General features: G+C 65.2%; 10 protein-coding genes and 2 pseudogenes. 10 read left to right on the top strand and 2 right to left on the bottom strand.

What is annotated here, in order from left to right; genetic code table 11:
• Positions 1 to 102: 102 nt before the first annotated feature.
• A complete protein-coding gene (locus tag C7I84_RS26235; RefSeq protein ID WP_106775177.1) occupies positions 103 to 2,592 on the bottom strand; it encodes a calcium-binding protein in 2,490 nt (829 codons plus the stop codon).
• Positions 2,593 to 3,031: 439 nt separating this feature from the next.
• On the opposite strand from C7I84_RS26235, the gene C7I84_RS26240 reads away from it, so the two are divergent.
• The 7 genes from C7I84_RS26240 (at position 3,032) to ilvN (ending at position 7,832) form a co-directional block, all read left to right on the top strand.
• A complete protein-coding gene (locus C7I84_RS26240; protein ID WP_106775178.1) occupies positions 3,032 to 3,598 on the top strand; it encodes a helix-turn-helix domain-containing protein in 567 nt (188 codons plus the stop codon).
• A gap of 2 nt (positions 3,599 to 3,600) precedes the next feature.
• Positions 3,601 to 3,909 (top strand): hypothetical protein, encoded by a 309-nt coding sequence (locus tag C7I84_RS26245; RefSeq protein WP_106775179.1) that lies wholly within the window; start codon positions 3,601 to 3,603, stop codon positions 3,907 to 3,909.
• Positions 3,899 to 4,468 (top strand): GNAT family N-acetyltransferase, encoded by a 570-nt coding sequence (locus tag C7I84_RS26250; protein WP_106775180.1) that lies wholly within the window; start codon positions 3,899 to 3,901, stop codon positions 4,466 to 4,468. Before C7I84_RS26245 ends, C7I84_RS26250 begins: the two co-directional genes overlap by 11 nt.
• A 257-nt stretch (positions 4,469 to 4,725) precedes the next feature.
• Positions 4,726 to 6,516 (top strand): acetolactate synthase 3 large subunit, encoded by a 1,791-nt coding sequence (locus C7I84_RS26255; protein WP_280954235.1) that lies wholly within the window; start codon positions 4,726 to 4,728, stop codon positions 6,514 to 6,516.
• A 57-nt stretch (positions 6,517 to 6,573) separates the two neighbouring features.
• Positions 6,574 to 6,858: an AbrB/MazE/SpoVT family DNA-binding domain-containing protein gene (locus tag C7I84_RS26260; protein ID WP_106775181.1), complete on the top strand. Its 285-nt coding sequence runs from the start codon at positions 6,574 to 6,576 to the stop codon at positions 6,856 to 6,858.
• A complete protein-coding gene (locus C7I84_RS26265) occupies positions 6,842 to 7,237 on the top strand; it encodes a type II toxin-antitoxin system VapC family toxin (protein WP_165816229.1) in 396 nt (131 codons plus the stop codon). Before C7I84_RS26260 ends, C7I84_RS26265 begins: the two co-directional genes overlap by 17 nt.
• A 22-nt stretch (positions 7,238 to 7,259) precedes the next feature.
• Positions 7,260 to 7,832, top strand: coding sequence for an acetolactate synthase small subunit (ilvN, locus tag C7I84_RS26270; protein WP_106775183.1), 573 nt, complete (start codon positions 7,260 to 7,262; stop codon positions 7,830 to 7,832).
• A 107-nt stretch (positions 7,833 to 7,939) separates the two neighbouring features.
• Here the strand turns inward: ilvN and C7I84_RS26275 are convergent, their stop codons facing one another.
• Entirely contained in the window at positions 7,940 to 9,166 is a 1,227-nt protein-coding gene (locus C7I84_RS26275) for an adenylate/guanylate cyclase domain-containing protein (protein ID WP_106775184.1), read from the bottom strand.
• A 178-nt stretch (positions 9,167 to 9,344) separates the two neighbouring features.
• Between C7I84_RS26275 and C7I84_RS26280 the strand changes: the two genes are divergently transcribed.
• The 3 genes and pseudogenes from C7I84_RS26280 to C7I84_RS30755 form a co-directional block, all read left to right on the top strand.
• A complete protein-coding gene (locus C7I84_RS26280; RefSeq protein WP_106775189.1) occupies positions 9,345 to 9,938 on the top strand; it encodes a LysE family translocator in 594 nt (197 codons plus the stop codon).
• A 141-nt stretch (positions 9,939 to 10,079) separates the two neighbouring features.
• Positions 10,080 to 10,931 (top strand): annotated as a pseudogene (locus C7I84_RS30750) (efflux RND transporter periplasmic adaptor subunit); the annotation flags it as partial.
• 52 nt (positions 10,932 to 10,983) lie between these two features.
• Positions 10,984 to 11,940 (top strand): annotated as a pseudogene (locus C7I84_RS30755) (efflux RND transporter permease subunit); the annotation flags it as partial.
• Positions 11,941 to 12,306 lie beyond the last annotated feature (366 nt).

Consider the following 12,306-nt stretch of genomic DNA (forward strand, 5'->3'; position numbering starts at 1 on the left):
TCCATGCCAATTGCTTGCATGGAATTTTGATCATGTTTTGTTCTTTGGCGACCAACAATGACCTCGGCCGGAGCCTTCGGCCGAGGTTGAGCCTTGTAGGGATTACGCGATCGCAAAGTCCGCGTTGGTGAGGCTGAGGCCGATGTCGAGTTTTGCGAACAGCACGCCGGCGCCGGCGCCGTTGCCGTCGGCGTCGTAATAGAGCTCGCCCGTGTCGGTCTCGTAGATGATGCGGTCGCTGGCGTCCGCCGCCAGGCCCGTCGTGTTGGCCCGGAGGGCCGCGGCCGCAAGCGTGCCGGGGGTGAGCGCCTTGAAGATCGCGTCCGACAGCAGGAAGCGGTCGTCGGCGACGTTGAAGTCGGTGACGGTATCGACGTTGCCGGCGCCGAGCGCGGTGGCGAAGACGAAGGTATCCTTGCCGCCCAGGCCCGTCAGCGTGTCGGCGCCGCCCTTGCCCTCCAGCCGGTTGTCGCCGGCGTTGCCGGTGATGGTCTGGGCGAACTCGTTGCCGGTCAAGTCGATGCCCGATTTGCCGGCGCTGCCGTTGGTCTGCATTATCTCGACATGGACGCCGGCGCTGAGCTTGTAGTCGACGGCGGCGATCACCTTGTCGGTGCCCTGGCCCGCGCCTTCGACGATGACGTCTCCCGCGTTGAAGATGCGGTAGGTGTCGTTGCCGCCCAGCCCCTTCAGCGTGTCGGCCGCGCCGGCGCCGCCGTCATGCAGGATGTTGTCGCCGGCATTGCCGGTGATCGTCTGCGCCAGCTTGTTGCCGGTGAGGTCGATCGCCACCTTGCCAGCGTTGGAGGTCGTGCGCAGCAACTCGATGTCGGCGTCCGCGCCGAGCGCGTAGCTGACGCTGACTGCAACCGTATCGGAACCGCCGCCGGTTGCCTCGACGATTATGTCGCCGGCGTCGTCGACATAATAGGTGTCGTCGCCGAGCAGACCTAGGAGCTTGTCGGCCCCGCCCTTGCCGTCGAGAACATTGTCGCCGTAGTTGCCGGTGATGGTCTGCGCCACCGCATTGCCGGTGAGCTTCAGGTCGTCTTCTCCTTTGGCTAGGTAGGCAGCCAGAATTTCGATGTCGGCGTCGTCGGCCAATGCGTAGTTTTCAAACACCTTGACGCTGTCGGTGCCGCCGCCGGCGGTCTCGATGATGGTGTCGAAATCGCCCTCCAGGATGTAGAAGTCATTGCCGATGCCGCCGGTCAGCGTGTTGATACCTGATCCGCCCCAGAGTGAGTCGTCGCCCCATCCGCCGAAGAGGGTGTCGTCGTCGGCGCCGCCAAGTAGGACGTCGTTGCCGTTGCCGCCGGCAATTATGTCGTTGCCCAAGCCGCCTTCGATGGAGTCGTCGCCGCCGAAGCCGTCGAGCTTGTCGTTGTTGCCGTGACCAAAGATGACATCACGGAGGGCATCGCCGAAAATTTCATCGGCAGAGTCGTCGCCGTTGGTCGTGCGAACGATCTCGGTGACCTGTGCGCTGATCTGGCCGCCGCTGCCGTCAGTGGTGTTGTCCTGCCAGGCCGTAACGAAGCTGCCGGACAGCAGGGCGGAAACCGACGAGCGGATGTCCAGGTCGCCGGAGGCGGTGACGGCGAATGCGTCGGTGACGGCTGCCCCGGCCGGCGTATAGACGCGGGCCCAGATGTCGTGATCGCCGGCGCTCAGCTGCTTCGTCCAGGAGACGACGATGAAGCCGTTCTCAAGGACGGTGATATCCGGATCGCCTTCGATCTGTGCGGAAGGCGTGTTGACCCGGATGTGGACATTGGGCGTCACATTGGTGCCGTTGCCGTTGAAGAGCTGCAGGGTGATTGCGCTGTTGCCGGTATCGGCTCCAGGCCAACCGGTGTCCTTGTAGGCCACTGCGAACCCGCCGTTCGCCAGCCCGACGACAGATGATTGTGTGTTGTCGCCGATGTCGGCCAGCACGAAGTCGTTGACCTTGGTGGTGCCGTCGGCATTGTAGATGCGGGCGCGGATGGTCTGCTCGGTCGGGCCGGTATCCGTGTAGGTCACGACGTAGCCGCCGGTGCTGAGCACGGCGACCGTGCCATCGATCTGGTCGCCGGGAAGGCCGGCATTCACCTGGAAGCCGCCGCCCGCCTCGCCGTTGTTGTCGAACACGCGCTGATAGACATTGCCGTCGACGGTGTGCGTCGTGACGAACCCTCCGTCCGGCCGCGCGGCAAACTGGAAGTCTTCTCCGCCGGTGCCCGTGGTCAGCACGATCTCGTCGCCGAACGGCTGGCCGTGCGGCGAGAAGATATGACCCTTCAGCCCGGCGCCGCTCTCCTTCCAGGCGACCAGGACGCCGCCGCTGGCCAGCTCGATCACCTGCGGCGCGCCCATCGCCGAGATCGGCCCGTCATTGGGAGTCTGATACGTTCCGATGCGGTTGTGATTGGCGTCGTAGAAATCCACCTGGACGGTGCCGGCGCCGACGGCGCCGCTACGATAGGCGACGACGAAGCCGCCGTTGGAAAGGCCCGTCACCTGCGGCAGCAACTGGTCGCCGGTGGTGAAGCTGTTGGCGGCGAACTGGCTGGTGGTGACGTTGGTCTGGTAGGTGCTGGTGACGGCCATCTTTGGTTCCCTCAATGACAAAGATCGTCCCGCGCCTTGAGGCGCGGAGCGGTTCGTGGTTGCACTTGGAAAAGCGTGCCCGCTCGATCCGGGGCACGTTCGTCTGCCGCTCCTGGCGGCCGGAAATGAAAGCGACTATCGTCGGCCTTCCGACGTCTTCGTCGATCGCCGCGTTGCGACGCGCGGCCCCGATATTCCCCTCGTCTGTTGCGGTCGGTGCGTTGCGACCGCTTGCCGGCTGATTTCCCGGCGCCGCCCCGCGTCGATTCAGGGCCTGCCGGTCGGCGTGTTCCGCGGCGCCTCTATCGTTTCGTTCTGTTTCGATCTGATTTCGGATGAGCGCGCTCTTTGTTTCAGGTCCGTTACAAGGAAGAGTTGCAGCGGTACGGTTCGGCGAGCAGGGCTTCCATGATGGATATTCGTCCGATATATTGGACGAATGTCTTCTTCTTCTGACGATCCTTCCGCCGATCTGTCGCATCGCATCCGCCTTGAACGCAGCGGCCGCGGCTGGTCGCTCGCCGATCTCGCCCAGCGCTCGGGCGTCTCGAAAGCGATGCTGAGCGCCATCGAACGCGGCGAGACCAGCCCGACCGCCGCCCTGCTGGTGCGCATCGCCGCGGCCTTCGACCTGACGCTGTCGGCGCTGATCGCCAGGGCCGAGAAGGCGCAGGGCAGGCTTTTGCGCGCCGCCGAGCAGCCGCAATGGCGCGACCCCGCCACCGGCTATGTGCGCCGGCATGTCTCGCCGTCGTCGGACAGTCCGCTGGAACTGATCCGGGTGGAGATGCCGGCGGGGCAGTCGGTGAGCTTTCCCGCGGCGTCCTACACTTTCGTCCGTCATCTGATCTGGCTGATCGACGGGCGGCTCGACTTCCACGAGGGTTCGCTCGTGCATGAGATGCATGCCGGCGACTGCCTGGAGCTCGGTCCGCCGACGGACTGCACCTTCCATGCTCCGGGGCCTGCGCCAGCCGTCTATCTGGTGGTCGTGCTGAGGCGCTGACGATGCGTAAACGCAGGCGCATCGGCGACAATCTGGGGCCGCCGCTCGACGATTATGAGGGGGCGCCCTGGAAGGGCGGCGATCCCCATCGCTTCCTGCAGTGGAAGCGCGCGCATGACGCCGCCTGGAAACCGAAGTCGCGCGACATCGCGCTGTTCAGGCTGGCCAAGGCCGAAGCGCTGGGGCTCACCTATGAGGAATACACCCTCGAACTGCTGGAGCGCGGCAGGCATCTGCAAGCGGAGGACGCGGCGCGTATCGGCGAGACCAAGCGGTCACGAAAACGGAGACGGGTGAAGCATGTCGGATGATATTTTGCTGGAGCAGGCCGCGGACGGGCCGGAGGCGCCGATCGCGATCGAGGCGTTGACGGCCTTGCCCGACGTCCAGCGGCGGCTGAGCGAGATTCTCGTCGCGGTGGTTGCCGGCGGCGGATCAGTCAGCTTCATGCACCCGCTTGCGCCGGAGGCGGCGGATGCCTTTTGGGAGACGTCGCTGGCGGCCGCCGGGCGCGGCGAACGCGTCGTGATCGGCGCCTGGGTCGGCGGCGTTCTGGCGGGAACCGTCACGCTGCTGCTGGATTTCCCGCCTAACCAGCCGCACCGGGCCGAGATTGCCAAGCTGATGACCCATCCGGATTTCCGCGGCAGGGGCGTCGCCCTGCAACTCATGCATGCCGCGGAACGACTGGCGCTGGAGCGCGGCAGGACGCTGCTCGTCCTCGACACCGCGACCGAGAACGGGGCAGGGCGGCTTTACGAAAAGCTCGGCTTCCGGCTTGCCGGCGAGATACCCGACTTCGCGCTGAAGCCGCATGGCGGGCTGACCGGGACGCTGGTCTACTGGAAGCGGATCGGCGCTTCGGCGTGACGGCCGCATCCCGCAAAAGCCGATCCGAAGCTGTGACAAAACCCTGTTGACGCAAGGTACAACCGGCCCTATTGTCCGCGCCCATGAAGACGATCCTCATTCTCGTAGGAATGCGCATGGGCAAGGCGGTGTAACCGCCGGGCGACGTCCTCCCATGCGCTAAACGCAGGCTCCCTCCCGGGGGCCTTTTTTATTGCCCACGATACGACTAGACGATCAGCAGCGCCGACAGCGGCGGAAGAGACGGGATATTCGAGATGACGAGCACGGCCAAGGGCGAGAGCGGCAGGCGCGAGATGACGGGCGCCGAGATGGTGGTCCAGGCGCTCAAGGACAACGGCGTCGAGCATATTTTCGGCTATCCCGGCGGCGCCGTGCTGCCGATCTACGACGAATTGTTTCAGCAGGAGGATGTCCAGCATATCCTGGTCCGTCATGAGCAGGGGGCGGGGCACGCGGCCGAGGGCTATGCGCGCTCGACAGGCAAGGCCGGCGTCATGCTGGTCACCTCCGGCCCCGGCGCCACAAACGCGGTGACGCCGCTGCAGGACGCGCTGATGGATTCGATCCCGCTTGTCTGCATCACCGGGCAGGTGCCGACCTCGCTGATCGGCTCCGATGCTTTCCAGGAATGCGACACCGTCGGCATCACCCGGCCGTGCACAAAACACAACTGGCTGGTCAAGGACGTCAACGAGCTCGCTTCGATCATCCACGAGGCGTTCCACGTCGCCACGACCGGGCGGCCGGGACCGGTGGTCGTCGACGTGCCGAAGGATGTGCAGTTCGCCAGGGGCGTCTACACGCCGCCGCAGACGGCGCCGCGCACCAGCTACCAGCCGAAGGTGCAGGGCGACCTCGACAAGATCAAGGAGGCGGTGGCGCTGCTGGCGTCCGCCCGGCAGCCGGTCATCTACACCGGCGGCGGCGTGGTCAATTCCGGTCCCGAGGCGAGCCATCTGCTGCGCGAGCTGGTCGACCTCACCGGCTTTCCGATCACCTCGACGCTGATGGGGCTGGGCGCCTATCCGGCCAGCGGCAGGAACTGGCTCGGCATGCTCGGCATGCACGGCACCTACGAAGCCAACATGGCCATGCACGACTGCGACGTGATGCTGTGCATCGGCGCGCGCTTCGACGACCGCATCACCGGCCGCATCAACGCGTTCTCGCCGAACTCGAAGAAGATCCACATCGACATCGACCCGTCCTCGATCAACAAGAACGTGCGCGCCGACGTTCCGATCATCGGCGATGTCGGCCGCGTGCTGGAGGATCTGGTGCGGCTGTGGCGGGCGACCGCCAAGGCCGACAAGAAGGCGCTGCATCCGTGGTGGGAGCAGATCGCCCGCTGGCGGGCCCGCGATTCGCTGGCCTACAGGAACAGCAACGACGTCATCATGCCGCAATACGCGATCCAGCGGCTTTACGAGCTGACGCGCGACAAGGACGTCTACGTCACCACGGAAGTCGGCCAGCACCAGATGTGGGCGGCGCAGCATTTCCATTTCGACAAGCCGAACCGCTGGATGACCTCCGGTGGCCTGGGCACCATGGGCTACGGCCTGCCGGCCGCGCTCGGCGTGCAGATCGCCCATCCCGATGCGCTGGTCATCGACATCGCCGGCGACGCCTCGGTGCAGATGACGATGCAGGAGATGAGCTGCGCGGTGCAGTACGATGCGCCGATAAAGATCTTCATCCTCAACAACCAGTACATGGGCATGGTGCGGCAGTGGCAGCAGCTGCTGCACGGCAACCGGCTGTCGCATTCCTACACCGAGGCGATGCCGGATTTCGTGCTGATGGCGCAGGCTTTCGGCGCGCATGGCATACGCTGCGAGAAGCCGGGCGATCTCGACGACGCGATCAAGGAGATGATCGACGTCAGGAAGCCGGTGCTGTTCGACTGCCGCGTCGCCAACCTGGCCAACTGTTTTCCGATGATCCCGTCGGGCAAGGCGCATAACGAGATGCTGCTGCCCGACGAGGCGACAGACGAGGCGGTGGCGAACGCCATCGACGCCAAGGGGCGGGAGTTGGTGTAGGTTGAAGTAAGACGCGGTAAGATGTATTTTCTTACCGTGTCTTACTTGGAGGTTGCAATGAACGTCAGGGCGAAGGTGTCGAGCAAAGGACAGGTCGTGATTCCAAAGCAGATACGGGAGGGCCTTGGCATCACCGACGGCACCGAGGTCGAGTTCGTTCCGCAGGGGCGCGGCTTCTTCGTACAGCCAGTTGAGGATTTCGACCTGAGGTATCCGAAGGTTCCGGCGGGCGAATTCCTCAAACATGTCGTTCGGATTAAACGGCCTTTCCCAACCGATGAAGAGATTGACCGCGCGATGCTGGCAGAGGCGGCTCGGAGGTTCAATGCCACTCGCCGTTGACACGAATGTCCTGGCAAGAGCCCTGGTCGACGATGGGTCCGAGCAGGCGCGACGATCTCGCATGCTATTGAGCGAAAAGGAAATTTTTGTCCCGGACTCAGTACTTCTGGAGACGGAATGGTTGCTTCGCAGCATCATGAAACTCGACAGAAGCCACATCAACCGCACTTTCGCGACACTCCTCGCCAGCGCCAACATCAGCTTTTCGGATCGCCGCGGCCTTGCAGATGTGATCACTTCGCACGGCGCGGGACTGGATTTTGCCGATGCGATGCACCTTCACGCTTCGGAAGGATGCGACGGTCTGGCCAGCTTCGACATTGACTTCAAGCGGCGGGCCAAGAAGATCGCCGGCGCAATTCCAGTCGTCACGCCTTAACTGCAGCGCAGAGAGTTACCGCATGAACCCCCACCTCCAGCCCACCGGCTCCGCTTATTTCATCGCCCGCGAGACGGAGCGCCCCGAAACGCATACGCTGTCGGTGCTGGTCGACAACGAGCCGGGCGTGCTTGCGCGGGTCATCGGCCTGTTCTCCGGCCGCGGCTACAACATCGAAAGCCTGACGGTTTCCGAGACCGAGCACGAAAGGCACCTGTCGCGCATCACCGTCGTGACACGCGGCACGCCGCACGTGCTCGAGCAGATCAAGCACCAGCTCGAGCGCATCGTGCCGGTGCACCGCGTCGTCGACCTGTCGGTGCGGGCCGGCGAGCTCGGACAGGACAAGCCGCTGGCGCGCGAGCTGGCACTGGTCAAGGTGACGGGGAAGGGCGATGATCGCGTCGAGGCGCTGCGGCTGGCCGAGGCGTTCCGGGCGAAAGTGATCGACGCCAATACCGAGCATTTCATCTTCGAGATCACCGGCGCGGTGGCCAAGATCGAGCAGTTCATCGCCATCATGAAGCCGCTCGGGCTGGTCGAGGTGTGCCGCACCGGCGTGGCGGCGATGAACCGCGGCCCGCAGGGGATGTAATCCGCTAAAGCGCGTCGCGTCCAATCGGATTCATGCCGACGTGCTCTAACCTTTGTGTCTACGCATGTCGTGGTCCCGAAACCGGTTCCCACTTTCGGGCGACATGCTTATCGGTACTGGAGCATCGCCGGATCGAGCGTGTAGAGATGGCGGGCTCTGCCGACGCCGCGCAGCGCGAAGCGCCCGACCGACACGAAGTTGGACCGCTCCGCCTCGGGCAAGAGCTCGATGAATTCGGACGAGCACAGGATCCGGCGATCGACGGAATGGCACATGGCCGCGATGCGGCTCACCTCGTTGACGGCGGAGCCGACCACCGTGAAGTCGAGGCGGTCGGGACTGCCGATGTTGCCGTAATAGACATCGCCGAAATGCACGCCGAGATGGACGTTCGCGGCCGGCAACCCCTCGGCGGTGCGCCGCTCGGCCAGGTTGCGCAGTTTTTGCCCTAGAGCCCGCCCGGCCGCCATCGCTGCCATGGAGGCCTCCTTCAGATCGGGGCCGGGGAAGATCGCCAGCACGCCGTCGCCGATCAGCTTCAGCACGTCGCCGCCGGCGTCGTGCACGGAGCCGATCACCGCCTCGGCGTAGTCGTTGAGCAGGGTTATCATCTGCTCCGACGGCAGCTCCTCCGAAAGCCGCGTGTAGCCGGTAAGGTCGGAGAACCACAGGACGGCGCTGATCTTCTCGACGCGGCCGCGAACGATGCCGCCTTGCAGCACCCGGCGGCCGGCGTCGCGGCCGAGATAGGTTTCGACCAGGGTGCCGGCGAGCCGCGTCTGGGCCGCCAGCCGGAGCGCCAGCGCAAGCTGCGTGGTGAGCCTCTTGAGGGCATCGATGTCGGCGTCGCTGAAGCCCTGCGGCGCGGCTGTCGTCCATCTGGCATAGAAACCGTCCGCGTCTTCCACGCTCGGCGCGTCGCGCAAGCGATGGACGACGGCGAGATAGTCCGTCTGGCCGGCCAGGCGCAGCTCCTCGAACTGCGGATAGTCCAGAGGCCCACCTTCGACCAGGCGGCAGCGCATGTAGACCTGGCCGTCCCGCAACATGTGGAAGAATGGGTTGCGCTGCCAGTTCTCCCAGCTTTCGTCCTCGTCGCGGACAGGCTGGAATTCGTTGTCGCGAAGATTGGCGGCGGGGTCGTCTTCCCAGATCAGGGCCCGTCCTTCATAGAGCGGATGCAGCGTGTCGATGATGACTAGGCCGCGGCTGAGCCGGCACCCCGCGGCGATGCATCGTTCCGAGAAACCGCGCACGAGCGCGGCTTCGTCGGCTCCGGCCAAACCGGCCTCAGCCAACCAGTCCAGGATCGAGTCGACGGATTCGGGCCGCATGCGGACACTGTTAGCACGGCCGGCCGGGATCGGCGAAGTCGATGCTGCCTTTCCGCGGCGGCTCGCTCGACTGTGTCGGGGCAGGCCGGCCGAAATCTTGTCCCGATTACAAGTTGGAAATCGACAGGCCACCGGAAATGGGACAGTGTCACTGACATATTTACAGATGTTGTCCCCGATGCCCTTCGATACGTTCCTCGCCCTGATCGTCTACGCCTTCGTGACCTCGATCACGCCGGGGCCGAACAATCTCATGCTGCTGGCGTCGGGCGTGAATTTCGGCTTCGTGCGGACGATCCCGCATATGGCCGGCATCGCCATCGGCTTTCTGGTGCTGCTTCTGGCGGTCGGTTTCGGGCTCGGCGCCGTGCTCAAGGCGTTTCCCGCGCTCGAACTGGTGCTGAAGGTCGCCGGCGGCGCCTACCTGCTCTACCTCGCCTGGAAGATCGCCATGTCGCGGACGCTGGGCGGCGTCGATGGCAAGTCGCGGCCGATGACGTTCCTGGAGGCGGCTGCCTTCCAGTGGGTGAACGCGAAGGCGTGGGCGATGGCGGTCGGCGCCATGTCGCTCTACACCAATCCGGCGCAGCCTTTCTTCTCGGTGCTGGTGATCGGCTTCGCCTTCGCCGCCGTCAATTTCCCGAGCGTCTCGACCTGGGCCGGCTTCGGCATGGCATTGCGCGGCTTTCTCGCCGATCCGATGCGGCTGAAGTGGTTCAACATCGCGATGGGCCTGCTGCTGGCGGCGACTCTCTGGCCGATGCTGAGGTGACGCCGCCCGGCTCACCGCCCATTAAATGTTCTTAATGTAGGGTTCCGGCCGCTGTCCGGCCCCTCGGCGCGACTATCTATCGGGGGGTAATGACCCTGGCGCAGATATTTGCCGACCGCCAGATCGCGGGGTCCCGGAACGATGCGCCACAAGGGTTTGTTCTCGATCCTCCTGCTCGCCGGGGCCGTCGGCGCGGCCTTCGTGCTTACGCCGGGGTTGGCCGACAGGACGTCACGGCTTCTTGCAACGGACCACGGCGTCCGAGCGGCGGACGCAGGCCACCAGGGCCCGCGTGCAGCGACCGTCACCACCGCCGTCGCCAGCACGGCCGATTTTCCGATCCGCCGCTACGCCATCGGCTTCGTCACCTCGCCGGCGGTGGTGGAGATTGGTGCCAGGGTGTCGAGCCAGGTGACGGCGATCAAGGTGAAGGACGGCCAGATGGTAAAGGCCGGCGACGTGCTGTTGCAGCTCGACGACCGCGCCTTGCAGGCGGCGGTCGACCGCGACCAGGCGATGCTCGACAAGGATCAGGCGCTGCTGGTCAGCGCCCAGGCGGACCTCGGGCGGGCCAAGGACCTCGTCGCCACCAGGATCGGAACGCAGCAGTCCTACGACCAGGCGCTTGCGGCGGAGAAGTCGGCGGCCGCCACCGTGGCGGCCGACCAGGCGCAGCTCGACGCCGACAAGGTGCAGCTCGGCTTCGCCACCATCACCGCGCCGATCGCCGGCCGGCTGGGGCAGGTGAACACGACGATCGGCGATCTTGTCGGTCCGAACACCGGCGGTACGGCGGTCGCCGCGCTGGTGACGATCACGCAGATGGACCCGCTCGAGGTGCAGTTCGATCTGCCCGAGAAGGAGCTCGGCCTGCTGCAGAAAGGGCTTGCCTCGCCGGCACCGCCGACGGTGATGCTGCACAAGGACGACGATCCCACGCCGATCGGCACCGGCACCGTCGACTTCATCGATTCCAGCGTCGACACCGCCTCCGGCACCTTCGCGGTCAAGGCGACTGTGCCCAATCCAGGGCTGACGCTGTGGCCGCGACAAGGCGGCGAACCTCGGCATCGACGCCGACACGCTGCGCTCGACGCTCTATGGCGGCTTCGGCACCGAGCAGATCTCGACCATCTACGGCTCGGCCGACAGCTATCAGGTGATTTTGGAGCTCGATCCACGCATCGACTGGACGCCGGAGCGCATCCAGTCGATCCGCGTGCGCACGGCCAGCGGCAGCCTGGTGCCGATCTGCGCCTTCGGCCGGGTCGAGCGCACCGCCGGGCCGCTGACGGTCAACCAGCTCGGCCAGCTGCCGGCGGTGACGATCTCCTACAATCTGCCGCAAGGCGTGGCGCTGGGCGACACGGTCACCCGCATCGACGCGCTGAAACAGCAGATCGGGATGCCGCCGACGATCTCGACCACCTTCGCCGGCACGGCCAAGACCTTCCAGGATTCGCTGGCCAACCAGGGTTTTCTGATCGGCGGCGCCATCCTGACCATCTATATCGTGCTCGGCATCCTCTACGAGAGTTTTGTCCACCCGCTGACGATCCTGACCGGCCTGCCGTCGGCGGTGGTCGGCGCGCTGCTGGCGCTGATGCTGGCCGGGATGGACGTGTCGATCATCGCCATCATCGGCATGCTGATGCTGATCGGCATCGTCAAGAAGAACGGCATCATGATGGTCGACGTGGCGCTGAATCTCAGGCGCGAGGGCATGGCGCCGGACGAGGCGATCCACCGCGCCTGCCTGATGCGCTTCCGGCCGATCATGATGACGACGCTGGCCGCGCTGATGGGCACGCTGCCGATCGCGCTCGGCGCCGGCGCCAGCGCCGAGCTGCGCCAGCCGCTGGGCGTCGCCGTGGTCGGCGGCCTGCTGGTGTCGCAGGTGCTGACGCTGTTCATCACGCCGGTGATCTACGTCTACATGGAGCGGCTTTCGGACTGGCTGCTGCGGCTGGCGCCGTCGCGGGAGCCAAAGCCGGCGGCGTAGGGCAGGGCGGCTTCGCCGGTGTTACGGCAGGGCATATGAGAAACGACAGTACTTGCGCCGCTTCGTACCCCCACCCCTAACCCCTCCCCTCAAGGGGGAGGGGGACTTTGCGACCGCCATGCCGAGCGAAATCGTCACCGATTCATGTGTCGCACAGCAGTGGCAAGATCCCCCTCCCCCTTGAGGGGAGGGGTTAGGGGTGGGGGTAGCTCCATTTGCAATTGCCCTGGGTGTTACGGCACGGCAGCGAGTTCAGGTTAACGTATTGAGATTTTGATTTCCTGCCGCGGTTTGCCGTGATTCATGACTGGTCACATCCTTTGGAGTGATTGGTCATGCATGAACAGACTGGCGCGGTGTACCGGC

The organism is Kumtagia ephedrae (assembly GCF_003012745.1).
Taxonomy (GTDB): Bacteria; Pseudomonadota; Alphaproteobacteria; order Rhizobiales; family Rhizobiaceae; genus Kumtagia; species Kumtagia ephedrae.